Origin of the sequence: Coraliomargarita algicola (genome assembly GCF_033878955.1) — a bacterium.
Classification (GTDB): domain Bacteria; phylum Verrucomicrobiota; class Verrucomicrobiia; order Opitutales; family Coraliomargaritaceae; genus Thalassobacterium; species Thalassobacterium algicola.
The window spans coordinates 1811101-1836002 of sequence record NZ_CP138858.1; the positions used below are offsets into that span (position 1 = coordinate 1811101).

Annotated in this window: 24 protein-coding genes and 1 tRNA gene; 14 read left to right on the forward strand and 11 right to left on the reverse strand. The window is 51.4% G+C overall.

Translation table 11 applies throughout. The features are described from left to right. Window position 1 precedes the first annotated feature (1 nt). Window positions 2–5422 (forward strand): choice-of-anchor I family protein, encoded by a 5421-nt coding sequence (locus SH580_RS06930; protein WP_319834287.1) that lies wholly within the window; start codon window positions 2–4, stop codon window positions 5420–5422. Between the two features lie 451 nt (window positions 5423–5873). On the opposite strand, the gene SH580_RS06935 is transcribed toward SH580_RS06930, so the two are convergent. From SH580_RS06935 to SH580_RS06965, 7 genes are all read right to left on the reverse strand, one after another. Then, the gene (locus SH580_RS06935; RefSeq protein ID WP_319834288.1) at window positions 5874–6182 is read right to left on the reverse strand and encodes a hypothetical protein; all 309 of its coding nucleotides are present in this window, start codon (window positions 6180–6182) and stop codon (window positions 5874–5876) included. 155 nt (window positions 6183–6337) lie between these two features. Beyond that, window positions 6338–6787 carry a hypothetical protein gene (locus SH580_RS06940; RefSeq protein ID WP_319834289.1) on the reverse strand — a complete coding sequence of 150 codons (450 nt, stop codon included), beginning with the start codon at window positions 6785–6787 and terminating at the stop codon, window positions 6338–6340. A gap of 21 nt (window positions 6788–6808) precedes the next feature. Beyond that, entirely contained in the window at window positions 6809–7405 is a 597-nt protein-coding gene (locus SH580_RS06945; RefSeq protein WP_319834290.1) for a hypothetical protein, read from the reverse strand. Between the two features lie 54 nt (window positions 7406–7459). After that, a complete protein-coding gene (locus SH580_RS06950) occupies window positions 7460–7663 on the reverse strand; it encodes a hypothetical protein (RefSeq protein WP_319834291.1) in 204 nt (67 codons plus the stop codon). Window positions 7664–7683: 20 nt separating this feature from the next. Further along, complete coding sequence (locus tag SH580_RS06955; RefSeq protein ID WP_319834292.1) at window positions 7684–9027, reverse strand: hypothetical protein; 1344 nt, start codon at window positions 9025–9027, stop codon at window positions 7684–7686. 32 nt (window positions 9028–9059) lie between these two features. Further along, window positions 9060–9428: a hypothetical protein gene (locus SH580_RS06960; RefSeq protein WP_319834293.1), complete on the reverse strand. Its 369-nt coding sequence runs from the start codon at window positions 9426–9428 to the stop codon at window positions 9060–9062. 20 nt (window positions 9429–9448) lie between these two features. Beyond that, window positions 9449–10993, reverse strand: a complete 1545-nt coding sequence (locus SH580_RS06965) for an alkaline phosphatase D family protein (RefSeq protein ID WP_319834294.1) — start codon at window positions 10991–10993, stop codon at window positions 9449–9451. A gap of 234 nt (window positions 10994–11227) precedes the next feature. Here SH580_RS06965 and SH580_RS06970 point away from each other — a divergent pair, with 234 nt between their 5' ends. The 11 genes from SH580_RS06970 to SH580_RS07020 all read left to right on the forward strand — a co-directional run bounded on the left by SH580_RS06970 (window position 11228) and on the right by SH580_RS07020 (window position 17908). Beyond that, the gene (locus SH580_RS06970; RefSeq protein ID WP_319834295.1) at window positions 11228–11800 is read left to right on the forward strand and encodes a TetR/AcrR family transcriptional regulator; all 573 of its coding nucleotides are present in this window, start codon (window positions 11228–11230) and stop codon (window positions 11798–11800) included. Between the two features lie 150 nt (window positions 11801–11950). Next, the gene (locus tag SH580_RS06975; RefSeq protein WP_319834296.1) at window positions 11951–12502 is read left to right on the forward strand and encodes a carboxymuconolactone decarboxylase family protein; all 552 of its coding nucleotides are present in this window, start codon (window positions 11951–11953) and stop codon (window positions 12500–12502) included. Between the two features lie 72 nt (window positions 12503–12574). Beyond that, window positions 12575–12994, forward strand: coding sequence for a nuclear transport factor 2 family protein (locus SH580_RS06980; RefSeq protein ID WP_319834297.1), 420 nt, complete (start codon window positions 12575–12577; stop codon window positions 12992–12994). Between the two features lie 29 nt (window positions 12995–13023). Next, window positions 13024–13482 (forward strand): DUF5069 domain-containing protein, encoded by a 459-nt coding sequence (locus SH580_RS06985; protein ID WP_319834298.1) that lies wholly within the window; start codon window positions 13024–13026, stop codon window positions 13480–13482. 44 nt (window positions 13483–13526) lie between these two features. Beyond that, a complete protein-coding gene (locus SH580_RS06990; RefSeq protein ID WP_319834299.1) occupies window positions 13527–13979 on the forward strand; it encodes a hypothetical protein in 453 nt (150 codons plus the stop codon). Between the two features lie 60 nt (window positions 13980–14039). Then, window positions 14040–14600, forward strand: coding sequence for an RNA polymerase sigma factor (locus tag SH580_RS06995; protein WP_319834300.1), 561 nt, complete (start codon window positions 14040–14042; stop codon window positions 14598–14600). An 80-nt stretch (window positions 14601–14680) separates the two neighbouring features. Then, entirely contained in the window at window positions 14681–15118 is a 438-nt protein-coding gene (locus SH580_RS07000; RefSeq protein ID WP_319834301.1) for a YHS domain-containing (seleno)protein, read from the forward strand. Window positions 15119–15508: 390 nt separating this feature from the next. After that, window positions 15509–15859, forward strand: a complete 351-nt coding sequence (trxA, locus tag SH580_RS07005) for a thioredoxin (protein WP_319834302.1) — start codon at window positions 15509–15511, stop codon at window positions 15857–15859. 78 nt (window positions 15860–15937) lie between these two features. Then, window positions 15938–16489 carry a pyridoxamine 5'-phosphate oxidase family protein gene (locus SH580_RS07010; RefSeq protein ID WP_319834303.1) on the forward strand — a complete coding sequence of 184 codons (552 nt, stop codon included), beginning with the start codon at window positions 15938–15940 and terminating at the stop codon, window positions 16487–16489. Between the two features lie 74 nt (window positions 16490–16563). Continuing rightward, window positions 16564–17112 carry a carboxymuconolactone decarboxylase family protein gene (locus SH580_RS07015; protein WP_345786251.1) on the forward strand — a complete coding sequence of 183 codons (549 nt, stop codon included), beginning with the start codon at window positions 16564–16566 and terminating at the stop codon, window positions 17110–17112. A 130-nt stretch (window positions 17113–17242) separates the two neighbouring features. Then, a complete protein-coding gene (locus SH580_RS07020) occupies window positions 17243–17908 on the forward strand; it encodes an FMN-dependent NADH-azoreductase (protein WP_319834305.1) in 666 nt (221 codons plus the stop codon). 166 nt (window positions 17909–18074) lie between these two features. Here SH580_RS07020 and SH580_RS07025 read toward each other — a convergent pair. Then, window positions 18075–18160, reverse strand: a tRNA-Leu gene (locus tag SH580_RS07025). A 200-nt stretch (window positions 18161–18360) separates the two neighbouring features. On the opposite strand from SH580_RS07025, the gene nrfH reads away from it, so the two are divergent. Further along, window positions 18361–18918 carry a cytochrome c nitrite reductase small subunit gene (nrfH, locus tag SH580_RS07030; RefSeq protein ID WP_319834306.1) on the forward strand — a complete coding sequence of 186 codons (558 nt, stop codon included), beginning with the start codon at window positions 18361–18363 and terminating at the stop codon, window positions 18916–18918. Beyond that, window positions 18915–20381: an ammonia-forming cytochrome c nitrite reductase subunit c552 gene (locus SH580_RS07035; protein ID WP_319834307.1), complete on the forward strand. Its 1467-nt coding sequence runs from the start codon at window positions 18915–18917 to the stop codon at window positions 20379–20381. Before nrfH ends, SH580_RS07035 begins: the two co-directional genes overlap by 4 nt. Here the strand turns inward: SH580_RS07035 and SH580_RS07040 are convergent. The 3 genes from SH580_RS07040 to SH580_RS07050 all read right to left on the reverse strand — a co-directional run bounded on the left by SH580_RS07040 (window position 20365) and on the right by SH580_RS07050 (window position 24857). Then, complete coding sequence (locus SH580_RS07040) at window positions 20365–21945, reverse strand: hypothetical protein (protein WP_319834308.1); 1581 nt, start codon at window positions 21943–21945, stop codon at window positions 20365–20367. The two genes, SH580_RS07035 and SH580_RS07040, sit on opposite strands and share 17 nt — an antisense overlap. Before the next feature lie 109 nt (window positions 21946–22054). Next, a complete protein-coding gene (locus SH580_RS07045; protein ID WP_319834309.1) occupies window positions 22055–24412 on the reverse strand; it encodes a PAS domain S-box protein in 2358 nt (785 codons plus the stop codon). A 148-nt stretch (window positions 24413–24560) separates the two neighbouring features. After that, window positions 24561–24857, reverse strand: coding sequence for an ArsR/SmtB family transcription factor (locus tag SH580_RS07050; protein WP_319834310.1), 297 nt, complete (start codon window positions 24855–24857; stop codon window positions 24561–24563). Window positions 24858–24902: the final 45 nt, after the last annotated feature.

Sequence of the window (24902 nt, forward strand, 5' to 3'; positions counted from 1 at the left end):
AATGTCTCGTCTCTCAGGCGATAGGAAACTATCACTCTCCAGCATCGGTCTGGCTACACTTTCTCTGTCGCTTGGTGCACTAACTGCCTCGGCTGAATCCTGGAGCTATGGGGTGATGACGGATACCCAGGGGGCCGCCGCTTATCCGGATGTCTCCACGCGCTTAATGGCTCCGGTGGTGGATCAGTTCGTAAATGTCCACGGTGTCGATATGATTATAAGTGTCGGCGATTTGACGGACACGGGGACGGTTGAAGAAAATGCGCTGTGGCTAAGCGTGGCACAGCCGATCTACGACGCGGGCATTCCGATCTATATTCAGCGTGGCAATCACGATGTTAAAACGGAATCCACCAGCGCGGTGAACGATCCTCTGTTTGGACCGGTCGAACTCAACGATAGCACCATCTGGGACGCGCAGTTTCCTCTGCCGACGAATCCTTTATTAGTCGAGGGACCTGGCACTTGCTACTATTTCACATTCAACAATATGTTTGTGATCTCGATGGATCTATATGGCGTGGCTCCAAGCGAGTTGATCGGTTGGTTGCAATCGGTCGCATTGCCGGCAGCGGCCGCATCCGGGGCAGACCACCGCGTGCTGGTGCAGCACGCGCCTTATTTTGGAAAGGGGCGCGATGGCATCTTTCAAGGCGCCAGTGGTGATCCTGAATTCGAATTGCAGTTACTAAAAGGAATGGCGCAAGCGGGCGTCGATACCATCTTAGTGGGCCACGATCATCAATACAGTCGTAGTGTTGCACTGGATACAGAGGGCGAAGTGCTGCTCAACCATATTCTGGTGGGCTCCAATAGTGAGAAATATTACAACTTCGAAATGCCGGAGGGCGATAATGAGGGGCAGGTCGTACAAATGAACGGTCGTGTCAGTTATTGCGTGGTTGAAGTGGACGGACCACAAATTGTGTTTAACCATTACAGCAGCGAGGCCCCAGATCCTTACACCACCGATGCATGGATTCCGAACTGGGTGCTGTCGGATCGGTTGGTGTATTCCACGGAAGGGGATCGTTTCTTCGTCGAACCAAACGCGGACTATGCCGGGCTCACCAGCACCTCGCCGAATGGAACTCAGGTTGAAATCGTATCCGGCACTAATGACGTTTTTGAAAGTCAAATGACTGTGCCAGACGCGGGCGTCACACCTGAACTGGTGGAGTTCGGTGCGCTGGTTGATTTCAGCTGGCTGGATGGCACATCGGACCCACAGGTGCTTGGAGACATCCTCGTATTGGATGGTCTGGCGAATACACCTGATGGTGAAGAAAGTGAACTCTACCGGTTGGAAATGACCTATGCGGAAACTGTGGGCATCGATGAGTCGACTTTGACGCTTGCTGTTTACGATCCCGTATCCGGCACATGGATGGATGCGCGCTTGGCTAATATTTATGACAGCCCCACCGCAGCGGCCGCACTTGCAAGTGCAGGCGTGGATACCACTCAAAACAAAGTCTGGGCCGAGTTGAATCACAATGCCGATGGCGCGCGCTTCGCGGTCGTCAGCAATGCTGCTTCGCTCAATAGCCCCGTTCGCATGACTCGCTTGGGCTCTTACGAATCGGGCATCTTCGATGGCTCGGCCACTGAGATCCCCGCCTACGATGCCGCGACACAACGTGTATTCGTCACCAACGCCCACGATCACTCCGTAGATGTGATCGATTTATCCAATCCAGCCACTCCAGTTAAAATCGGAAGCTTGAGTTTCGCCGATATCGATGGCCAGGCTTACAGTCCTAACAGCGTTGCAGTTAAGAACGGCATTGTAGCTGTGGCCCTGCAAGCGGACACCGTCTACGAAACTGGGATCGTCGCATTCTACGACGCAGCCGCGAGCTTGGACGAAGGTCCGGTGGCCCCGGTCGCAACCGCTGATGCGGGCTACCTGCCCGATATGCTGACCTTCACCCCCGACGGGCTCAAGGTGCTGGTCGCCAATGAAGGAGAGGCCTCGGATAACTTAACGGGTGGCGGCACTCCTGATTTTAACCCCGAAGGTTCTGTCACGATCATTCCCATCAATGGAGCGGGCGCTTCGGTGACACCGGGCACACCCGTTCAACTTGACTTCAGCGTATTCGAGCCAGGTGGTTCACTGGCGCTGGGAGCGAGCCTGGCCGAGATTAAAGCACCGGTCGATTTGAGCACAACAGCTAAGGTGCGCATTCACCCGAATGCCGCATCGGTCGCACAGGACCTCGAGCCTGAATATATCGCAGTCGCACCTGATGGTGGCACCGCATACGTTGGCCTACAGGAAAACAATGCGATCCTGTCCATCGACCTTGCGACAGATACCATTACGGGAATTTTCCCGCTGGGTGCGAAGAATCACTCACTGCTAGTCAATGCGCTGGATGCCGAGAAAAACGATGATGCGGTGCACATCGTTCCTCAGCCTTTCTTTGGTCTCTATATGCCCGATGCGATGTCGGCCTACACAGTCAATGGTCAGACCTACATCGTGACCGCCAATGAAGGCGATGGTCGTGATCCAGAGTTGTTCGGTGATTACCCGGGCAATGGCCTGGGCGATGAGGCGGATCTACAAGATGCGATTCTCGATGAAACCATCTTCCCGAATCGCGACATCCTCACGGATGGTTCGGGCCTCGGTGATGTCGGCACCTTCTCCTTTGGTGGCGACTTGGACAATGACGGCGACGTGGATCAGATACAAATTGCAGGCGCGCGTTCCTTTTCGATCTGGAATGCATCGACCGGAGAACTGGTCTTTGATTCCGGCGGCGATTTTGAACGTATCACAGCTCAATTCCTGCCCGATCATTTCAATGCCAGCAATGATGACAACGCAATTGATGATCGTTCGGACAATAAGGGCCCAGAACCTGAAGCCGTTCAAATAGCTGAAATCGGCGGACGTCAGATCGCCTTTGTCGCACTTGAGCGTGTGGGTGGCGTGATGATCTACGACATCACAGACCCAACTTCGCCGCTCTTTATCGATTACGTCAACGACCGTGATTTCACAGTCGATGCGGAACAGTCCAGCGACATCGGTCCAGAAGGCTTCGCCTTTGTGCCTGCGGCTGAAAGTCCAAATGGTCATGCACTGCTACTGGTCGCAAGCGAAGTGAGCGGATCGCTCACCGCCTATCAAATCGATTTGGAAGCCGACAGCACTTGGAATCTCACACTCTTACACCACAACGATGGTGAGTCCAAGCTGCCGGAATACTCCAGTTCGTTCCCTGACTACGGCAATGTAGCTCGAATGAAGACTGCAATCGATGCCCACCGTAGCTTCTACCAATCCGTCGATCACGGCGTGGTTGTAGTCTATGCCGGCGATAGCTTCCTCGCGGGGAAGCAGTTTCAAGCCAGCGTTGATAGCGAGCCACAGGTTTATTACGACGCACTGGCTCTGAGTCATATCGGTTACGACGCCATTGCAATTGGTAATCATGAGTTTGACTTCGGTCCCGAAGTGCTGGCCGCATTCATCGAAGATGCACAAACCACCAACGCGGTGCCTTACTTGAGCGCTAACTTGGATTTCACGGGCGAGCCTGCGCTGCAAGCCTTGGTCAACACTGGTGATATTGTGAAAAGTAAAACCATCACCGTCAGCACCGCTCAGGGCGATAAGGTCATCGGGCTCATCGGTGCCACCACCGTAAACCTTCCCTTCATTAGTTCACCCGGAGCAGTGATTGCTTCTGAAGTGGCCGCAGCTGTGAACGCCGAGGCAGCCGCACTGGCGAGCAGCACCGACGCCATCATCCTGATCTCACACTTGCAGGGTGTGGCCGAAGACGAGGCACTCGCCTCACTGCTCTCTGCCGATGTCAATGCGATCATCGCCGGCGGCGGTGACGAGATTCTGGGCTCGACTGCGCTCTTGTCACCACGAGCAGTTTACGGAGCCTCCGCTCCGGGCAATGCGGCCGACAGTGGTCTGGTGCCCAGTGACAGTTATAACGAAGTGGGCCTGAGCTATCCGACTTACGCCAATGGTATCCCGATTGCAACGACTGGTGGTAACTACGGCTACCTAGGGCGCCTCACGCTACGCTTCGATGCAGACAATCACTTCCTCGGCGTCGATCTAAGCTCTGGCCCCGCAGTGATTGTGGCCGACAGCGTCGATGCGGAAAATGGTTATGCACTCGATCCCACTATCGAAAGCGAAGTCATCGATAAAGTCGTCGCCTTCACCCATGCGATCGATAGTGAAATCATTGGCTCCACCGACAGTCTGATTGTTGGCGGCACAGATACAGACCTCATTCGCTCGCAAGAGCAAAATGGGGGCAACCTGGTCGCCGACGCACTGCTGGCTGCAGCCCAAGAACGTGCTGCCAGTTTCGATGTCAACCTGCCACAGATTGCGATCGCCAATGGCGGTGGCATTCGCTCCGACATCGCCGTTGGCGCTATCAGCGTGGGCGATACCTTCGATGTTTCACCCTTCGGAAATTTCGTCTCGGTGGTGGAAAATGTCACGACGGCGGACCTCAAGCTAGTGCTTGAAAATGCCCTCTCGCGCACCATCGACAACGATCCCGGCACCGGGGTGGATCCGCTACGTGTCGGTGATGGCACCGGCCGTTTCCCCCAACTTGCAGGTATGACGGTGACCTACGACATTACCCGTCAGCCATTGGTATTGGACGGCGAGAATGAAGTCATCACTCAGCAAGGGCAACGCGTCATCGAAGCTCGCCTCAACGATGGCACAGCACTCATCATCGCAGGCATTCCCGTTCCCGGCACCACAGTGGATCTAGTCTTACCGTCTTTTAATGCAGACGGAGGCGATCAGTATTTCCGCTACGGCTTCGGTGCAGCTTCCTACACCAGTCAGGATTACATCAAAACCACGCTCGGCATCACCGACCAGCAGGCCTTGCAAAACTATATTGCAAGCTTCGGAATGGCCAAAGTCGATAGTGACACTCGCTATGATTCGATTCCCGACGGCCGTGTGCTTGCGGTTTCCGACCGTGACAACGACGGCCTATCGGACGCCGAAGAAGCGCTCATCGGCACCAATCCCGACATCGCGGATCAAAGCGGCCCCGTCGCGGAGACCTACACCCAAGCCGGCAAGGATGCAGTGACCAGCAATCCCAGCCAGTATGACCTGTTCACACAGAGCGAGCTCAACGCGAATTACACCGCCGGCGAACAAAGCGTGCTCAGCGATCCCAGCGCATATGGCTTAAGCGATGTGCCCGTCGCAGGCTTACGGATTGACGGTCAAGTCATGCAGCTCAACTCCGAGAACCAGAGTGCAACCTTCGAAGTGCAGGTGCAAAGCACCACCGATCTGACTCAGCCCTTCACCAACGCAGGTGATACGGCAACCGTCACACTCGACTTCTCCGTAGGCAGTCAGTTCATCCGCGTGCAAGCGGTCGAACAAGCTCCTTAGTCCAGTTCCAATTAAGCAGCTTCAGCACCATTCAAGCCCCCGCCACCGCGGGGGCTTTTTTTTGCGTACGTCTGAATCAATCTGACATAGTTAGGTTAGCGCCTCGAGCAGCTCAATTAGAATGAGGCAATTGAAAGCGATATCCCCCTCGCTTCGGGGCTAATTGAAGGCCCTCATTGGGCACCTTTCAAAAAAAGACTCCAAATATCCCGCAATCGGTGGAACACTCATAACCTGCAAAAAGTGAAAGTAATACTGCGCGAAGTCACTGGATGCTACCGAATGTAATTACACCCGATCAGCGCTTAAAACAGATAGTGATCTTTTAGTAAGGTGGATCCTCAAGCGCGATAAGCGATGCGGATACTACAATACTACAAGACAAAGCCAAACTCAGTAAATATGAAATCTCAGATTAAGTTAGAAACGCATATGACTCATCAGACATAATCTAGAAGATATCGACGTTCATATGTGCCGATCGAAGATAATCCTCACTCAACTTCAAATCTTTCTTCACATCGATCTCCCCGATTTTTGTCACGATATCGACCTCGGTATCATGTGGCACCAGTCTAGCCTCAGCGCCTTTCCATGTTACGGCATATTTTCGATCGGGCTCAGAACCAGCATGGATCTCAACGTCCTCAAACAACTCTCTGTCTCTCACTACCTCCAACGGTGACACTTCAGCACCAGACGGCTTGAAAACATGCCCCGTATAATCACTCGCTAACATTTGGCCGTATCGTGAAGACAATATCGCGATAGATCGTTGAATTTCATTTGATCGATACGCAGCCACGTATTGCTGTGTCGATGCGTGCTTGATGTTTGCTTCAGATAAAATGGCACCCACGTACAATTCTGCAGCATTTCTATCAGCAGCATCTTCGATAGTGGCGACGTGTAGATTCAGAGCACTGATATCCTCTTCAAAAGACTTTGAGAGTTCAAAATCTGATTTTCTTTATTCTTAATAAGCTTAGTCAGTCGGGTAGTCAACTTAGCTTCAAACCAATTATTAATTGATGCATATTCAGATTCTTTTATCTCAAGTGAGTCGGCATAAACCGTCGTCTTCAACACATCCTTCTTCACTACAAAAATCCTAAAGAGTGAATCTTCGCCTTCTAGCTCGATCCTAGAAATTACAATCATTTTCACATCCTCTTTGTCAGTTCCATTGACCATGTCTATAAGCCGCTGGCTCTCGACGTCGATGAATTTCAATGCTACCGCGTAGTAGAACTTACCGATCCAACCTGAGTTTTCGTGAGTCAGTACTAACGTTCGGTCACTCGCAGACAGAAGGGAAAAGACAAAAGCGAAGAAACAAATATAGGTTATCTTTAATAAATTCATTATTACTCTATAGACCTGTGTTTAATTTAAACTAGAGCTTATCTCTAAGTATTCGGAATTCCGATGAGCAGAGACTGGCACTCTTTTGTCCCGATCATCTCCGCTAAATTTTAATTTAAATGTTTTAGAAGTTTCATTCGGATTATAACGAATGGCAAAGCCCAACAAATCGTTATTCGAATCCAGTATCCGACACCACTCAACGCCTCTTTCCGTAGATTCTATTGTGGTCGATGAAACGAGCTTATACTCAACACCATCATATATAATTGACTCAAACAAGAATGGCTTCCACTCGACTGGATGCGGCATCATTCTATTCAAAAATAAAAATAGAGCTACCGTGACCGCCAATGGGCCGACGAAGCGTAAACCCAGTTTAAAGTCAACTTTGGTGTCTGTGGGATGCGGATAAAGAACAAATGAGAATATGCCCAGCGAAATGGATACACAGAGAATCACCAGTCCCCTACCTATAGGTGAAAAAATAGTATTCTGCCAAAGCAGACTACCGAACAATACGAAAAATGTAAGGAACAAGTTTAGAACAGCAATTTGCACCACCAACCATCGAGGCATAATGCTAGTCAAGTTTGTCGCTGGGTCTGATTCGGGCATTATAATTTCAGACAGGTTTGAGGAGGATGATGCAAAAGCACTCTATCAACCACATTAGAGATCACCAGTTTCAACCTCGGCATCAAAGGCACTCACACGCGTAGCATCCCAGCCATTCGGGTTATTTGGATCACCTGGCGTGCCATTAAATCGACGTATGATTGCAATGTCTTCATCTTGCCATCCTCCAGCCGTCAAAAGGTCGGCCAATCTAGTGTTCTTATCGTTTACGGTAGTTGCATTGTCTGGCTTGAACATATCTAATATTTTTGGTGTTATTATTTCATAAAGAGAGATAAATAATGCCTCACCGCAGCATTTATTGAAGGATCAGACTTAATGCGTGCAATTATATCAGCATGTAACTTTTCTTGTTTTAATACTTCAGCTTCAAGTGCCGCTTTTGAATTCAGGACCGCGCTTCCACTATAAGTATAAGTCGAAGGTGCAGCTAACGATGTCTTCAAGCTCTGTATTGAAGAGCGCAGAGAGGATTCATAATTTATGATTCGGTTGAAGCTATCCGGGTTACGGACAACCTTACCAGTCTGCTTATGCACAACCTTAGAAAGCGTAGTTGGCCCAGATAATTCATAGGCATCAAAGTCGTATACTCTCGGGTAATGATTCGCTAAGTCATCGAGTGCCTCAACTTGAGCTTGAGCATCTTTGGAATCCTTCAGATTAACACTTAACACCGTATAGATGTCCTTAAGAGCATGAACGACAGGAGCGGTTCCAATATTATCAAACCCTTTTTCTGTATTAGCTTCGAACTGTTCAAGCGCGTCTTCTGCAGCACCACCCATTGACTGAAACATCGCCTTTCGAATATACTCTTGCTGCGACAATAAATTTGCGGAATCACCTACTGCAAAAAATTGTACTGATTTAGCGTCAGTCGTTTGCACACCTGCGATTTTCGAACCTGTATCGAGTGTCGCGAGCAATGAAGCCTGCTTCATTTTATAAGATGCTTGTGCCCCACCAGAAGCTGCGGTTTGTGTCATAGATATAGGAAGTATACCAATCTCTTTCCGATTATAACCAGCATTCACCGAATCTGGGAGAGTGGCAGTTAGGCCAGACCACGACACCTTTACCCCTAAGCTTGTTTCAGTCGCAAAAAACACAGGCCTGACTTTGACAGTATTATCTACTTCATTCTTTTGAAACTCAGTCTTCAACAAGCCAAAAAATAGGCCAGGAATTATGGGTTTGTAAGTCAGAGTTCGACTACTATCAAAATCTGGATCATCTCTCTGGATGTCTTCAACTCGACTTGTAGGCGTACCAGGCGTCGGATCCGCAAACAGTGCAGACATTGCTACTGCTGCGTCACCAGTAGCAAATGTTGAACCCGCAGCAGGCGAGAACAGGTTTTTCGCACTCCCTTTAAAACTAGCCATTGCCGGAAGTACCTCACCATCTTGAAACTGCGGAGTAACGACACCTTCAGTTCGATTCACACTGAGCGCTGCAGTCGGCGGCGTCGTCGAGAACTCCAACCCCGCGTTCGTCTTTGTGACCAGCATCGTGCTATCATAGCCTACTGCGCATCCAGACAATAATAAAGTGACGCTAGTTACAATACCTAACGCAATCGGTGTTTTATGGTTCATATTCATGAGTTAATTTTGATTAAAAAAAGTGACTATTCAGACTTTTTTGATACAACTTCATACTGGTAATAAATCGGTTTTGGCATCTTCGCTCCAACTCGAACGCTGAAAAAGTCTGCCTCAGGCCATTCGACTCTGAACTGTGCGTCTTCATTAAGAATAATTGTTTTATGGTTCTTAAACCAGCCCAGAGCCGCAAATGCGCCGCTTTGGGTAGTACCAATGGAGGCGCCATAAGATTCAGTCCCCGCAATCAATGCTTGGCGACCTTCATGCGGCTCTTGAACTTTCATCCTCATATGCCCAAAGCCCCAAACATTCTCAACACCCGCTTCCTTATCGAAGTAGTGGATCGCACAACCGGACAGCAATGCAGTGCCAGTGATTGAAAGTGAAATCATGATAAGACGAACAGTTAGAATCATACCGAATAAACAATCTCCCGGCAGGGATAGTTGGAACCTTCGAAATACCACTCCGCGCGATAAGCGTCGTCGTCCTGAGGCAGGAGGCTGAGCCAATTGCGCTCCCACACGTAGCGGGCAGTTTTGGAGCTGGCGCCATTTGTACCAATTGCGACCTGAAGCGGCAACATCCGCGCGCTCATCGTAGGGTTGATGACCTCCGCGGCATCGCCCTGCCATTCGACCAGTTTCTCCACGACGGGATTGCCAGCCTTATTCATGATGGGAGACGAAATCAGTTGGTGAATACGGTTCGTGCGAGTGTGATCGCCCTGACCGTCCTTAAGTTCCACCACTCCATGCGCAGCTACGTGCACGTCGCCGGAAATAATGGTGACGCGACAAGCACTCTCTTTCGAATAGGCGAACAGATCTTTGAGCAAGCGTTCGCGGCAGACTTGATGCGGCACACTGCGCCAATGGTCGCGCAAGTCATCTTCAATTCCCTGGTCAAAAGGAATGAGCCGAAGAATCTTCTCTATGGTTTCAAAGTCGGCATAGACCATAGGCACACTAACACACAGGAAGAGATGCTTGAGTTCAGTATTACTTTCACGCCATTGTGCGAACTTCTCCCAATTTTTCTCAGACATGACTTGGTGTTGCGTTCGCTCACTTCGTGTATCGAGATGCACGACTCCAAGCGATCCCATCACGTGTCCAGTCGAGAAATTATTACGCGTGCCTAAAGAGCCTCCAGGTTTTTCATTAGGCTTGCAGTGATGCTGAAACAGCAAAAAAGCACGCCGCGCTTCGGGGAAAACTCCCTCTTTGAATACAGGCCATTTTTCACGCTCATCCTCGTAAGAGCCCCATCCATCCATGATGTCATGATCGTCCCACATCATCAACGAGGGACAGGTCGAAAGCATTTTCTTCATTTCCGGGTTACGCCCCCAACTATTGACATACATATCGGTGTATAAATCTCGCAGAGCTTCCACTTCACCTGCAGTTAAGCTGCGCGCTTTGCGCTCTGATCGAGTCGTATGCCAGGACCATTTCAATACATGATCCTCAAATCCCTCCAGCGCAATGTCAGAGTAGATCTGATCGCCACCAAGTATACATACATTATAGCGCCTCGAGCTATGATACTGCAGCATATTACGCCAGCGTTCGGTGGCTTTCATCGCATTGCCTTTTCCACCCTCGACGAATTCCTTCAATATTTTCTGACTGTGAAATCCATTACAGGACCCATAGCAAACCTTAGGCATACGATGGAGCTCAGGCACATGAAAGCTATAGCGCTTTCCCCCAACCTTGTAATCCACCCGTGTATGACTGGCCCTTAGCGGCACCTCAAAACGAACTCTAAAGTAAGTAAGCTCTCCTCTTGTCTCAAGTAACTCCATCTCCGCCAGCTGATAACTCCCCTCACTAGGAAGCTTATACGAAAACGAAGGAGGCGCTTCCCCTATCTTACCATACAACACGCTAATTTCCCACTCGTCATGAGAACTCGACCAAAGCTTAAGATGAGGACCGAAGCTATTCATAGTATATTCTACAGAAGTGGAGATGTAAGTTAGACACAAAACCACAAATCAGATTTACTAATAATTACAAATAGATGCACTAATCAATCATAAAAACTAACCGTTCACACTTTTGAACAAAGACCTTACCTATTATAAATGATACACCCCATCCAAGCGCGGCTACGGAGAAAATTCATATAAACATGTAAAGTAAACTTGACCGACCGGTCGGTATTCATTTCTTACACAGGTATGACCAAGCCCCAAAACAGCCTATCCAAGCGGGACGAAATCATCGAAGTGGCCTCCAAGCTCTTCTATGAACAAGGCTACCATTGTACCGGCATCCAACAAATCATCCAGGAAGCAGGTGCTGCTAAAGGCACATTTTATTCTCACTTCAAATCCAAGGAAGAACTGGGCATCGCATGGCTGAAAGCACGTCACGCCACTTGGAACCACTGGCTCCTCCAGTTCATCAACCCAAAGAAAACTCCTAAATCCAAAATAGTCGGCATCTTCGATTTCCTCGGCCAGTGGATGCAGGATGCCAACTTCCGCGGCTGTGCCTTTCTCAACACCATGTGCGAGACCCCCGACTGCGAAAATGCGCTGCGTCTTGAAATTTCTAATCATAAGCGGGAATTATTTGAACTCTTTCGTGCTCTTACCGCCGAACACCACGCTACGAAGACTAAGATCGAACAGGAACAAATCGCCACGACCCTATTCATTCTCTTCGAAGGCACCCTCATCCAACTACAGAACTTCCAAGACCTTTCGTTTCTCCAAGTCGCCAAGAAACAAGTCACGGCACTTCTGTAATTTCAGCCAAATTAATTTTTCAAACTTTTCCTATAACCACATGCAGACCGACCGGTCGGTTATCCTAAAAGAACAAAGCATCTCTTTTTTTCACATAAGCTGACCGACCAGTCGGTTTATAATCATAAAAACACACAACTAAAAAACACAATGAGCCGTATCCACACACTCGAATCCGAAAACGCATCGCAAGAAGTCGCCGCACTCTACGATGCCGTCAAACAAAAGCTGGGCCTGGTCCCAAACATGGTCAAAGCCCTCGGCAACAGCCAGGCAGCCCTCGAAGGCTATCTGGGCCTAAGCGGAGCGGTCTCGGGCGACAGTCTGAGCCCTCAAACACGGGAGAAGATCGCTCTTCTCTCCGCCCAACTAAACGACTGCGACTACTGTCTTCGCGCCCATACCGCCATCGGCAGCCTGATGAAGATTCCGTCCGACGAGCTGAAAGCCGCGCGCCATGCAGAGTCTACAGACCTCAAGGAGCAAGCCATCCTCACCCTGACCAAAGCAATTATTGAGACCAAGGGCCAGGTGCCTGAGTCGACACAAATTGCCGTCAAGTCCGCCGGAGTCACCGAAGCCGAAGCCGCCGAGGTCGTCGCGAACGTAGCCGTCAATCTCTACACGAACTACTTCAACCGCTACGCACAAACAGAATGCGAATTCCCGGAAGTGGAAGCCGCCCAGTGCAGCTGCTGCTAAGGCGACTCGCTAGCGTTCCCAAATCCAATCCTGCGATGGGGGCCCACAGCCTCCATCGCTCACCCTCCAGCAATGATGCATACAGAACAACGTTCCCCGCTTCCACCCTTCACCGAAGCCAGCGCGCGCCTAAAGGTACAACTCGCCGAAGACGCCTGGAACTCCCAAGACCCCGAACGGGTGGCTCAGGCCTACACCGAAGATTCCGAATGGCGCAACCGTGCCGATTTCATCAATGGTCGCGCCGAGATCGTCGACTTTCTCCGCCGCAAGTGGGCCAAAGAGCATGAGTACAAACTAAAAAAGACGCTCTGGGCCTTCAGCGACAACCGCATCGCGGTGCGCTTCGAATACGAATGGCGCGACGACTCCGGCCAATGGTTTCGCGCCCACGGAAATGAAAATTGGGAGTTCGACGCCAACGGACTCATGGCCCGCCGCTTCGCATCGATCAACGACCAAGCCATCGACGCATCCGAGCGCCGTCTCTGAGAACAAACACATCCACCACCCATCGCAACATGAACACATCCATCACCACCGATCTAACACAACAGGCGCCACGCAGCCCACGCGTACGTCTGGGCGGATTCGCCCACCTTCCACGACTCATCGACAAGGCCCGCGCCACTGTAAACGACCGCGCCGGCGTCTACATCTATGGTCGCGAAAGCCTCCTCGACCTCCAGTTCTTCAAGTTCACCGGCATCACTCCAGACGAGCTCCTGGCCAAAGTCAGCGAAGGGCTGGGCGATTTCGAGATCCTTGAATGGATCCACACGCAGACGCCCTACCAGCTCCTGCCTCATCAAATCGATTCCTGGAGCGCATGGATCGAAAAGCTCCCCGGCCTAAACCCTCAAGTCCGTGCCTGGATCGCAGAGTTTTCCCTCGCGCAGTCTCCTCCGCGGACAGACGTCGGCACGCTCTTCGAATACCTCGACCTCGACGACTATGTCCGCTTCGGCGGCCAAGCCTAATCCCTCTCCTCCAATAAAAAAACAAACCAAAGAAAGAAACTACCATGAAAATCAACTGGATCAAAGCCGGCATCGCCGGCGTCATCGGCACACTGCTCTTCGATATCGTCGGGCTTCTCTTCACCGGAACCTGGTGGGACATCCCCGGAGTCCTCGCTCAAGCCGTGGGGCTCCCCTTCCCGATCGCATTGCTCATGCACTATGGCAACGGCATCGCGCTCGCGGCAATCTACGCGGCCCTCGCGCCTTCACTCTTCGGACCGGGATGGTTTCGCGCACTACTCTTTACTACTCTGGAGACCGTCATGCTGGTTTGGTTTCTCCTCTTTCCTTTGCTCGGTCTTGGTATCGCAGGGACAGCAGGCGGACTGATCTTCCCGGTTCTTTCGATGACACGTCACTGGGCCTATGCACTACCACTCGCCTACTACTTCCCCATTCTAAATGCAGGGAAAGACGAGTCTGACATCCACCTCGCTCATTCGTCTCTGACCTAAGCGCACATCACCAACCGCACCGATACGACAATGATTGGTCCGCAAACTTCCCAAATCACCATGAAGCCGCAAACACTCACTTACGCACATGATGGGCAAGTTCTTGCCGATCATTTCGAACAAATCGTATCCGACTATCAACAGTCGCTCTACCGCTTCGCCTACAGCCTGGCGAAGAGCACGCACGAAGCCGACGACATCGTCCAACAAACCTTCTACATCTACGCAAGCAAAGGCAGTAGCTTACGCGATCCAAGCAAAATAAAATCCTGGCTCTTCACTACGCTCTACCGCGAGTTCCTGCGTCGTAAACGCGACCGGAACCGCCTCGAAAGCCGTGATCCGGAAATTCTCGAGGCGATCGCAGGATCCACTGAAACGGACGTACACCGTCGCCTCGACGCACAACTCGCGGTCGAAGCCTTACAGGAAGTCGATCCCACCTACCGAGCGCCACTCGCGCTCTTCTATCTGAACGACCTCTCTTACCAGGAGATCGCAAACTCACTGAGCATTCCAATCGGAACCGTCATGTCACGCCTCTCACGCGGCAAATCACGACTGCGCGAAGTCTTTCAGCAGAAGACCTCAACCGCGGCATGTTTTACCCACAGCAGTTAAACGCCCTTTAAACCCTTCTCGGCACGATCTGCCACGAAACAATAATAACCATAAATAAGTAATACAAAATAAAAACAGAAATGAAAAGCATCAGACACATCATCAACATCAGCATCCTCATCTTCGCCAGCGCACTGACCGCGTCAGCGATCGACGCAGACCAGTATGACCTCCCCGCAGTGGGTGGATACGACCTCGTCAGCTACCATCAGGAATCAGGCCCCATCCGCGGCACTGGTTTTCAAGCCGCGCAACACGAAGGGGTCACTTATCTCTTCGCGAACGAGGCCAACAAAGCTGCCTTCGAGGCCAACCCGGAGAAATATCTCCCAGCCTACAACGGCTACTGCGCCTACGGACTCGCGTTGGGTAAGAAGTTCAACAGCAACCCGACGGTCTATGAGTTCATCGACGGCACGCTCTACCTCAACCTCGACGGCGACATTCAGAAAGAATGGGCCAAAGACATCCAAGGCAACATCCGAAAGGCCAATGCCAACTGGAAATCGATCCGCTAATCTCCAAACCACAACTCAAATCAATCCAATAGCGAAAAAAATCACAATGAAACCATACATCCCACACAGACTCGCGATTCTTGGCTTACTCCTGTTCGGTTCATCAGTACTTTCAGCGAACACTGCTGGCACGATCAATCGTGCTCGAAGTGACACCAGTCACACGCACTGCCACACATGGGAAAAGCTCCAGCATCGCCCCGCCAAGAACCTCACGAAGAAGCGAACCCCCTTCTCGATTAACCACGCCCGAAGCGCGTCAGCTGCACAATCTCGCGAGTATACAAAGAAGGTGCCCACGCACGTGATCAGTAGTTCGCAACAACGCACGCCTAGCCAGCTCAACAGACTGCGCCACAACAGAAGCTAACCCAGGAATGGACATTCAAGATGAAAAACATCCATCACATACAATCCGCCTCCGAACTGGATACAATTATCCAACACTCGACCCAACCGGTTGTCGTCGATTACTGGGCTCCCTGGTGCGGCCCCTGCAAGGCACTGAATCCCATCCTTGAATCCGCCGCCGATGAGCTCGGCGACGAAGCCATCATCGCCAAAGTCAACATCGACGAACACCCGCAACTCGCCCGCAAGAACGACGTCGGCTCGATCCCGACACTCTTCTACTTCAACAAGGGTAGAATCCGCCACCGATCGACTGGTATCACCGACCGCTCAGGCATCGTCACCCGCGTGCGCAGCTATGCCACGGCCAGCGAACCGCAAGCCGTCTAATCCCACCTGCTCCTGGAACAAACGACACACAAGAAACGTCGCCCGCCAACATTGCGGGCGGCGTTCACCTGAACCACCATGGACCAAAACTTCACCCACTACGCATTCACTGACTCCGTCAAGGCGGTCCAATCCGCACAAGGGTCCCGCAAAGCCTACGCTCGTGCCGAGTGCAGCGGTGACCGCTACCGACTCAGTGCCGACGAGATCCATTTCGTAGAAATGCGAGACAGCTTCTACCTGAGCTCTGTCGGAGAAAACGGCTGGCCTTATGTACAATTCCGAGGCGGCCCTCCGGGATTCCTCAAAGTCATTAATCCGGAAACGCTCGCCATGCCTGATTTCAGCGGCAACCGCCAATACATCAGCACTGGCAATATTAATGCCATCGGCAAAGTGATGCTCTTCCTCATCGACTACCCCACCCGCCAGCGACTCAAGATCTGGGCAACCGCCGATGTGCTACAGCTCGAGCACTACCCCGAACTCGAAGCACATCTCAAACTCCCCAAATACCGCGCACGCGTCGAACGCCTACTGCGCTTCCGCATCCAGGCATTCGACTGGAACTGCCAACAACACATCACCCCTCGCTTCACGATCGAAGAAATCAATGCACTCGATCTCTAAGACTGGCACGCCTGCCGGTGACTAATTTCACCCACAACATAAATACAAATAACCAACCAAATAAAATGAGTCACATTACAACTTTACACAACATCGAGAGCGCACCGGCTGCCAGTAAGCCGCTGCTCGAAAACTCGGTCAAAGCCTTTGGCATGATCCCTAACTTGCACGCCGCCGCTGCCGAAGCTCCGGGACTACTGGAAGCCTACCAACGCCTGCACGAACTATTTCAAGAAAGCTCTTTCAACGAAGAGGAACTCACCGTCGTCTGGCAAACAATCAACGTCGAGCATGCTTGCCACTACTGTGTGCCAGCTCACACCTACATTGCCAATGCAATGGGAGTGGATCCCTCGATCACCGAAGCCCTACGCAATCAAACACGATTGGAAAACGACAAGCTGCAAGCACTCCACGAAACGACACTCGCGATCGTTCGTAATCGTGGACATCTGAGCGAAGACGAAGCGCGCGCGTTCTTTGACGCCGGCTACGGCCCGCGCCAGCTCTTGGAAATCGTGCTCGGTCTCTCACAGAAGGTGATCAGCAACTATGTCAATCACTTGGCCGAAACACCCATCGATGCCCCCTTCCAACGCTTCGCCTGGAAACCATCGGCTTAATTACTAAAATATCAAACGGCCACCCGTGTCGCAGTTCGGGTGGCCGTTTCAGCTCAAGAATCCAGCTCGGACAAAACGAAGCCGGGCGCCCAACTCTCTCCAAATCAAACGCAACAATTGCTCCATCCCTATGAAGAATCAGACAAATCTCTTGGTGATCAACGGCAGCGCCCGTTCTTCACGCTCTCTTTCCAGAATGCTCACGCAAAGATTTCTAGACAGCTGGCACTCGGCTGGCCTCACCGGCGAAATCACACAACGAGATGTGGGCAAGAATCCACCTCCGTTCATCAGCGAAGAATGGATCGCGTCAGCCTTTACACCAGAGGCCGAACGAAGTGAGCAAGATCACCGAGTCCTGGAATATTCGGATCAAGCCATCGCCGAGCTATCGCAAGCGGATGTAATCGTCATCGCGACGCCGATGTATAACTATGGTCTACCCGCTGCGGTGAAGGCATGGTTCGATCAGGTCATCCGCGTAGGCAAAACCTTTTCATTTGATCTGGCGCGCGGAGATACGCCCTTGGAACCGATCTTATCAGGCAAGCGACTCGTTACGCTCTCCGCCTCCGGTGAGTTTGGTTTTGATCCGGGAGGTGTTCGTGCCTCCATGAACCACTTGCACCCCCACATCCAAACCATGTCGAAATACCTCGGAGTGTCCCAGTCATGGAATGTATCGATCGAGTATCAGGAATTTGGCGACGAACGATTCGAAAAGTCGAAACATGAAGCCATCGAAAAAATAGAACCCGTCGTTCGTGAACTGACCAGATCATTCGTGCAGGCATAGGAGAGGGGCGTTGCTCAATTCAATGAAACCAACAGACGACAGCAGCCGAAATCCTTCTGTGTGGTAAAAAACAGCCACAAAAAGGACTTCTGCGACAAGAACACAGCACACGCAGCAAAAACACAAAAGTTGAATTTCAGAGACTTAGTAACTGGGTGAAATTCTATGGTACTCAGGGAGGGATTTGAACCCTCACGCCCTTGCGGGCACCACGACCTGAACGTGGCGTGTCTGCCGTTCCACCACCTGAGCATCTTTCGAAGCTGCGTATCTCATAGATTAAATAATGCCTGTCAATGATTTCATTGCTGTGAATTGCGTGCATCCGTGTAAAATTGGTTAAATCCGCAATCGAAACGCAACCTCGACTGCGTGTGAGAAACTGAAACTCAAGTCAATCCGCTACGAAAGCTGGATTGACTTGTTGTATGCTAACGCTATTCTGAGTTCTGATGTCAAAAGCGCCTGCCAGCCCCGAGCAAGCGTATCCCCCGCGCCGCATCTTCGGTATGACGCTGGTAGGCTTCGCGCTGGCCATCGCAGCAGGCTCCCTACTTGGCTTGGGCGGTTACACCTTTAAATACGGAGAGGGACTGTCCTACTTCAGTAAAGATCCCGCGGCTTGTGTGAATTGCCATATCATGCAGCCACAGTTTGATTCATGGCAAAAAGCGAGCCATCACACCGTAGCCACCTGCGTGGACTGCCACCTACCACACGATTTCATCGGCAAATACATCGCTAAAGCGGAGAATGGCTACCTCCACTCGAAGGGCTTCACATTACAAGATTTCCCCGAACCAATCGTCATTCGTGATAAAGCGGCACGCATCCTACAGAAAAATTGCATTCTCTGTCATCAGGATTTCCTACACGAGCTCCTAAGCGATGCCACGACCGCAGCCGACTCGGTTCAATGCGTGCACTGTCACCGCACAGTAGGACACGGCGAACGCGTGGGACTCGGAAAATTCGAAGATATATCACAACTCACCAAGGAACGAAAATGAATGCTTCCAACCCCCACCGCACTCGTGGCGCGACCGCCTATATAATTACCTTTCTATTGGCCACGATCGCCATCGCGCTCATCGCCGCACTGTTATTAAATATCTTCGAGCGCAAATCCGAAGCCAAGAACCCCTATATACGTCTGGTCGAAGTCGATGAGGACAGTACCGATCCCGAGCAATGGGGCATCAACTGGCCCAAACAATACGAAAGCTATCTACTCACCGCCGAGACCACCCGCACCCGCTTCGGCGGCCATGGCGGCAGCGAAGCCCTGCCAGAGGAAAAAATCGACCGTGATCCTTGGCTCAAGCGTATGTTTAAAGGCTACGCCTTTTCTATCGATTATCGCGATCGCCGCGGCCACGCCTACATGCTGGAAGACCAAGAACAGACCGAACGCCTTTCCAAACCACAAAGTGGCTCTTGCTTACACTGCCACGCATCCATCATGCCTGTCTATCGTGAACTCGGCGATGGCGATGCCATGGCAGGCTTTGAAGCAACACATAAAATGTCCTACCAAGAGCTGAATAAAATAGTCCACGACATGGGACACGGGCACCCAGTCAGTTGCGTAGATTGCCACGACTCCGCAACCATGAAACTACGCGTAACGCGCCCGGGATTTATTCTAGGCATTCAAGCACTCGCAGAGTCCGATGCTCCCTTGCCACAAATGCCTTCAATCGAGCGCTGGCGTAAAGGAAGTCGCGACCAAGCTTACGATCCCAACCGTTTGGCCAGTCGCACCGAAATGCGCTCATTTGCCTGCGCGCAATGTCACGTCGAATACTACTGCTCCAGTGCCATGCCGCTCGAATTTCCCTGGAGCAAAGGCCTGCGCGTTGAGGATCAAGAAGCGCACTGGAACGCAACCACCTTCGAAGATGGCAAACGTTTCTATGACTATATCCATACCGAGTCTGGCGCCGAAATTTTAAAAGCACAACACCCCGAATTTGAGCTCTGGTCGCAAGGCATTCACTCCCGTGCAGGCGTCGCTTGCGCCGATTGCCATATGCCCTACCAACGCGATGGCGCGACCAAGGTTTCTGATCACTGGGTACGTAGCCCACTACTCAACGTCAACCGTGCCTGCCAGACTTGTCACCACGTGGAAGAAAAAGAAATTTTGGCGCGCGTGGATGCCATTCAAGATCGTAACTTCAAACTACTCCAACGCGGCGGCACCGCATTGATGGCACTGCTCGACGCCATAGCCGACGCGAAGGAAGCCGGCGCAACTCAAGCTGAGCTCAAAGAGGCCCTTGAATTTCAACGTAAAGCACAGTGGCGCCTCGACTTCATCGCCGCCGAAAACTCAATGGGCTTCCATGCGCCTCAAGAAGCGGCCCGCATTCTAGGCGAAGCCGCCGACTATGCCCGCCAAGGCCAGGTCGCCGCCCTCAAAGCCATGGCGACTGCGAAAGAGTCAGCAAGTTCTACTCCGCAGCGCTAAATGCCTCAAAGAGGCTTAATGGAGTCGTGCCTTTAAGTAAAAGACTTTCATTGGCTTCGATGACATATGTGATGCGCGCATCTAAATCATCGAAGGCCGCAGGCATTGACTCTCCTGCAACGCTGGCGCCCATCTGCATCATCGAAGCAAAATTAATCACCCCGAGGAGGCGTGTATTCGAATGGATGCGAAGTGGAGGATTAGCCCCCCCGGGACTGGCGAATGCGGACTCTAACTCGCCCTCGGTGGCCATATAGATACGGTCCCCGACCAGAACCATTTCATATACGACCTGCCCATTCTTAAAAAACTGCTCCATCACTGCTTGCTGCTCAGGCATCTGCATCGAAGGGTGCTCGGGATTGATAGTCATCTCAATACGATCCACGGAATGTCCGTTAAATGTCCGAACGTCCCGTTCGATCTTAATGTCGGAATAGTAAGACATCGCAGGCCCCTCACCGAGCCCCGCTGCTGTTGTAATTTCTAGCCATTGATCATACACCTCAGCACTCGACGCATCCATGATCTCACAAAAGCCTGAAAACGTCATACCGTGCTGAAAAGAGATATTATATACGCCTTTGAACGGCAGTGTCGCCTGCATGACTTCAGTCCATTCAGCTGCAGCCTGTCCTTCCAAACCATAAAGCGGCATGATGCTCTGCATGGAAGCGTCGATCAATGGTTGCCATGCGGCGGGCAGGTCTCCCATGCCGACGACCATCGCCATATCCGAAGTCCAATCCACCGCAGTGGCGAGGTCGGTGATATCGACATTCTGCGAAGATACGAAATCCGCAAATCCAGAGCCAGCCACAGGCTCCACATCTAACGAAAAGGACAAATCACCGTCATCGACATCCATGCGTAACTCCAGACGCTCAGTCTCCATCAGCATCGTTTGGTAGAACGAGAAATAACTTTCCATCATCTCTTGCATCATCTCGGGAGACATTCCTGTGGTATCGACACCCGGCTGATCAAAGGCCGACAGCATTTGAGCCTTCGACATCTCGATCGCTGCCGTCGCGGCGGTACGTAGTTCATCGTCGAGTTTCAAACCGACTTCGATTGTTTCTTTGGGCGCGAGTGTCAACGCCGAGCAATACGCATCGATTTTTGCATTCAAGCCATCTGGGACAATCGCTCCCGGAGTGCTACCAAAAAGGACCACCCGATCTCCCGCATCCAAATACTGCGCCCCTAACATAGCGAGCATGCTGGCCTGTGCTGCAGCTTGAAAAGCCTCGAAATCAGCAACTGGTAGAACAATCGAAATTACAGGCGACTGGTCCAAGCGATCCATCCAGACTCCAACTTGCCATGGCTGAGTCGTATCGATCAAGCTGACGATTTGCGCACCGAGCATGCCTTCCAACTGAAGCTGGGCCATGGAAGCATCCTGCCCCACGGCAGCCATCAGCGCCCCCGCATCCGCGAGCAATGACTCATAGCTCTCGATATCCACGGTGACCAACGGCTCACTTCGCTCCGCGAAACTAGTGGCGCTACAGGCTAAGACGAGGCTTGTAAGCCTAAGAAAATCAGAAATTTTGGGCATAATGAACAGTTGGGTGAAAAGCTGCAAGCTCACCCATCTCTCGATATAGGTCAACGCGAAAGACTCACGCTCACGAAACAGGTCATCACCTCCGGATGCATTAACAGCTTTATAACATCCGCCGGAGGAGCTCTCTGAGACTGTGCGGACGCACGGGCTTTGAAATATAATCATCCATGCCCGCTTGCAACGCGCGTTCGCGATCGCCTTTGATCGCGTCTGCAGTGACAGCCGCAATTTTAAGCGGCTGTATTTTAAGAGGTGCGTGCGCCATCAACTGCGCCTCGGCCTGACGAATGCGTTGGGTGGTATCCAATCCATTCAAACGTGGCATTTGCAGATCCATCAGAACGAGGTCGTAGTGCTTGGCGCGGAGTGCTTCAAGACAACGCTCACCGTCGATCACATAGTCCGGCGCATAGCCCATCTTCCTCAACTGCCGGAGGAGCACATCCCGATTGGCAGAATTGTCCTCGACGACGAGTATCTGCCCTGGATGTCGCTCAGCAAAATCAGGTTCACGCTCGACCACACTAGGCGGCTGCTGAACAAAAGTTTCCATTAGAGCGTCCAGCAGCTGAGATTGGCGGATCGGATTCTGCAAAATACGAACAGGTAAGTCCAAGCAAGCACTGGGGCAACCATACGAGCTGACCAAAATTAAAGGTGCAGGTAGCTGCCCCTCAGCATCGCGTAGCGGGTCCAACACCTCCAAGCCAACATCATCAGGATCCATTCCGTATATAATTAAATCACTGCCCTCTTCTTCCTGCGCCTGCTGTATGCTGTCGATATTGGCGTGCTCGCTGACGATCAGCCCAAGACGACGAAGCTGACAGGACAAAACCTTACGTAGCGTACCTTTACCATCTAATAGAAGCACACGCCTCCCCTGCATTATTCGATGGTCGGCAGTATACTTAGGCTCGAGCGGCTCCGAATCGACCGCATTCAGCGGCAGGTAAAAAGTGAAAGTGCTCCCCTTACCGACTTCGCTGGAGACACTGATTTCGCCCCCCATCGCCTCCACTAATTTACGACAGATTGCCAGTCCTAGTCCCGTGCCTCCAAAACGGCGAGTCGTGGAACTATCGGCTTGGCTAAAAGGGCGAAAGAGCTCTTCTTGCTGCAACTCACTGATACCAATCCCCGTATCACTCACAGCACAAACCAGCTGATCGACTTGCCCGGAATCCCGATCCGGCCAAACCTTTAAAGTCACATTTCCGCGATCAGTAAACTTAATCGCATTCCCCAACAGGTTAATCAGAATCTGCCGCAAGCGATATTCATCACCAAGCACGATTCGGGGCAGCTGACTGGAAAAATTATCCCGTAAATCAATCTGATTCTCATCCGCACGCGGACGCAACAAATGCACAGTCTCCTGCAAACAGTTGTGAAGATCGAAAGCACGCGTCTCCACGGTAAGCTCACCGGCTTCAATTTTAGAAAAGTCCAGAATATCGTTAATTAAATTCAACAAAAGCTCACTGTGACTAGTAATCGTTTCAAGAAAGCTGCGTTGCTCCGAATCAATGCCTGAATCCGCTAGGATGTCGGCATATCCGATGATCGCATTCATCGGTGTGCGAATTTCGTGACTCATCATCGCAAGAAAGCTACTCTTAGCCCGGTCGGCAGCTTCCGCTCGTTCGCGCGCCTCATGCAACTCCACTTCATATTGCTTTTGTGCACATATATCTCGTATTTGTGCGATAAAATACTTCGGCAATCCATGCTCATTCGGGACCCCAGACACGGCCAAATGAACCCAGATGATGTGCCCGTCCTGATGGAAATAACGCTTTTCCATCTCATAATATTTAATCTCCCCCGCAACCATCTGATGTAAATATCCAACATCGCGGTCCAAATCCTCAGGATGCGTGATATCCTGAAAAGTAAGCGAGAGCAACTGGGGCCCGGAATAGCCGGTGATTCTTGAAAAAGACTCATTGAGCCTAAGAAATTCCCCCGTCGTAGAGACCAAGGCCATACCACTGGCTGCGTGCTCAAAAGCACTCCACAACTGCTCTTCTGCATGCAACTTAGCCTCTTCAATCTCTTTGCGGGCAGTCACATCTGTATGCGTGCCGACAATGCGCACTGGCCGCCCATTTTCATCTCTCTGAGCAACTTTACCGCGCCCCAGAATCCAACGGTATTTCCCATCTTTATGCCGCAAACGATATTCATTCACATAGGCCTCTGTTTCGCCCTCCGCATGCCGACGTAAACGCTCCAGTGTAATCGCCAAATCGTCTGGATGTATACGACTCTCCCACTCACTAAAACGATTTTCCAACTCATGATCCTCGTAGCCAATCATCGCTTTCCACTGCGGTGAATAATACGCCTCATTGGTCAGGGCATTCCAATCCCACAAGCCATCCTCGGCACACTCCAGAGCGAGTTGCCATCGATTCTGACTCCGCTCCCCGGGAATATAAGACTGTGCTGCCAAATTAGTGTCCTCGTTTCATTTTAAAAATCTGAATCAATCTACTGGTATAAACCACTTTAATGCTGTCAAACACAAGGACCCCATAACTAATCAAATGTTACAAATCAGCTAGCTAGCTGCGCGAAACTCAGCCGAAAACGCCCACATATTACGCGGCCTTCAACAAGTCCAGCAGGCCAGGGAAATAATCCTCGAAGGCCTCCATCCGCACTGAATTAAGACATTTAGTGCCTTCCACGCGAGTCAAGATCAAGCCCGCATCGCGCAGCACCGCCATATGATGCGATAACGTAGCCTTGGCCACTGTAACCGGTAGCGCATTACAGGCGAGCTCCTCCTCCGCCATGAGAGCCTGCATGATGGAGATACGACAAGGATCTGACAGCGCTTGCATCACTTGTGGGAGTGACACTTGTTCGAGGTCTGGATGCGTGTAGGCTTTCATCCGAATCAGACTACGCCCTTTGTTCGATAAAATGCGAACTATTAA

What these genes read in the sequence shown, in the direction of transcription:
- SH580_RS06930 (WP_319834287.1), top strand. Translation starts at nt 2, where the DNA reads ATGTCTCGTCTCTCAGGCGATAGGAAACTATCACTCTCCAGCATCGGT.
- SH580_RS06940 (WP_319834289.1), bottom strand. Translation starts at nt 6,787, where the DNA reads ATGAATTTATTAAAGATAACCTATATTTGTTTCTTCGCTTTTGTCTTT.
- SH580_RS06945 (WP_319834290.1), bottom strand. Translation starts at nt 7,405, where the DNA reads ATGCCCGAATCAGACCCAGCGACAAACTTGACTAGCATTATGCCTCGA.
- SH580_RS06950 (WP_319834291.1), bottom strand. Translation starts at nt 7,663, where the DNA reads ATGTTCAAGCCAGACAATGCAACTACCGTAAACGATAAGAACACTAGA.
- SH580_RS06955 (WP_319834292.1), bottom strand. Translation starts at nt 9,027, where the DNA reads ATGAACCATAAAACACCGATTGCGTTAGGTATTGTAACTAGCGTCACT.
- SH580_RS06960 (WP_319834293.1), bottom strand. Translation starts at nt 9,428, where the DNA reads ATGATTTCACTTTCAATCACTGGCACTGCATTGCTGTCCGGTTGTGCG.
- SH580_RS06965 (WP_319834294.1), bottom strand. Translation starts at nt 10,993, where the DNA reads ATGAATAGCTTCGGTCCTCATCTTAAGCTTTGGTCGAGTTCTCATGAC.
- SH580_RS06970 (WP_319834295.1), top strand. Translation starts at nt 11,228, where the DNA reads ATGACCAAGCCCCAAAACAGCCTATCCAAGCGGGACGAAATCATCGAA.
- SH580_RS06975 (WP_319834296.1), top strand. Translation starts at nt 11,951, where the DNA reads ATGAGCCGTATCCACACACTCGAATCCGAAAACGCATCGCAAGAAGTC.
- SH580_RS06980 (WP_319834297.1), top strand. Translation starts at nt 12,575, where the DNA reads ATGATGCATACAGAACAACGTTCCCCGCTTCCACCCTTCACCGAAGCC.
- SH580_RS06985 (WP_319834298.1), top strand. Translation starts at nt 13,024, where the DNA reads ATGAACACATCCATCACCACCGATCTAACACAACAGGCGCCACGCAGC.
- SH580_RS06990 (WP_319834299.1), top strand. Translation starts at nt 13,527, where the DNA reads ATGAAAATCAACTGGATCAAAGCCGGCATCGCCGGCGTCATCGGCACA.
- SH580_RS06995 (WP_319834300.1), top strand. Translation starts at nt 14,040, where the DNA reads ATGAAGCCGCAAACACTCACTTACGCACATGATGGGCAAGTTCTTGCC.
- SH580_RS07000 (WP_319834301.1), top strand. Translation starts at nt 14,681, where the DNA reads ATGAAAAGCATCAGACACATCATCAACATCAGCATCCTCATCTTCGCC.
- trxA (WP_319834302.1), top strand. Translation starts at nt 15,509, where the DNA reads ATGAAAAACATCCATCACATACAATCCGCCTCCGAACTGGATACAATT.
- SH580_RS07010 (WP_319834303.1), top strand. Translation starts at nt 15,938, where the DNA reads ATGGACCAAAACTTCACCCACTACGCATTCACTGACTCCGTCAAGGCG.
- SH580_RS07020 (WP_319834305.1), top strand. Translation starts at nt 17,243, where the DNA reads ATGAAGAATCAGACAAATCTCTTGGTGATCAACGGCAGCGCCCGTTCT.
- nrfH (WP_319834306.1), top strand. Translation starts at nt 18,361, where the DNA reads ATGTCAAAAGCGCCTGCCAGCCCCGAGCAAGCGTATCCCCCGCGCCGC.
- SH580_RS07035 (WP_319834307.1), top strand. Translation starts at nt 18,915, where the DNA reads ATGAATGCTTCCAACCCCCACCGCACTCGTGGCGCGACCGCCTATATA.
- SH580_RS07040 (WP_319834308.1), bottom strand. Translation starts at nt 21,945, where the DNA reads ATGCCCAAAATTTCTGATTTTCTTAGGCTTACAAGCCTCGTCTTAGCC.
- SH580_RS07050 (WP_319834310.1), bottom strand. Translation starts at nt 24,857, where the DNA reads ATGAAAGCCTACACGCATCCAGACCTCGAACAAGTGTCACTCCCACAA.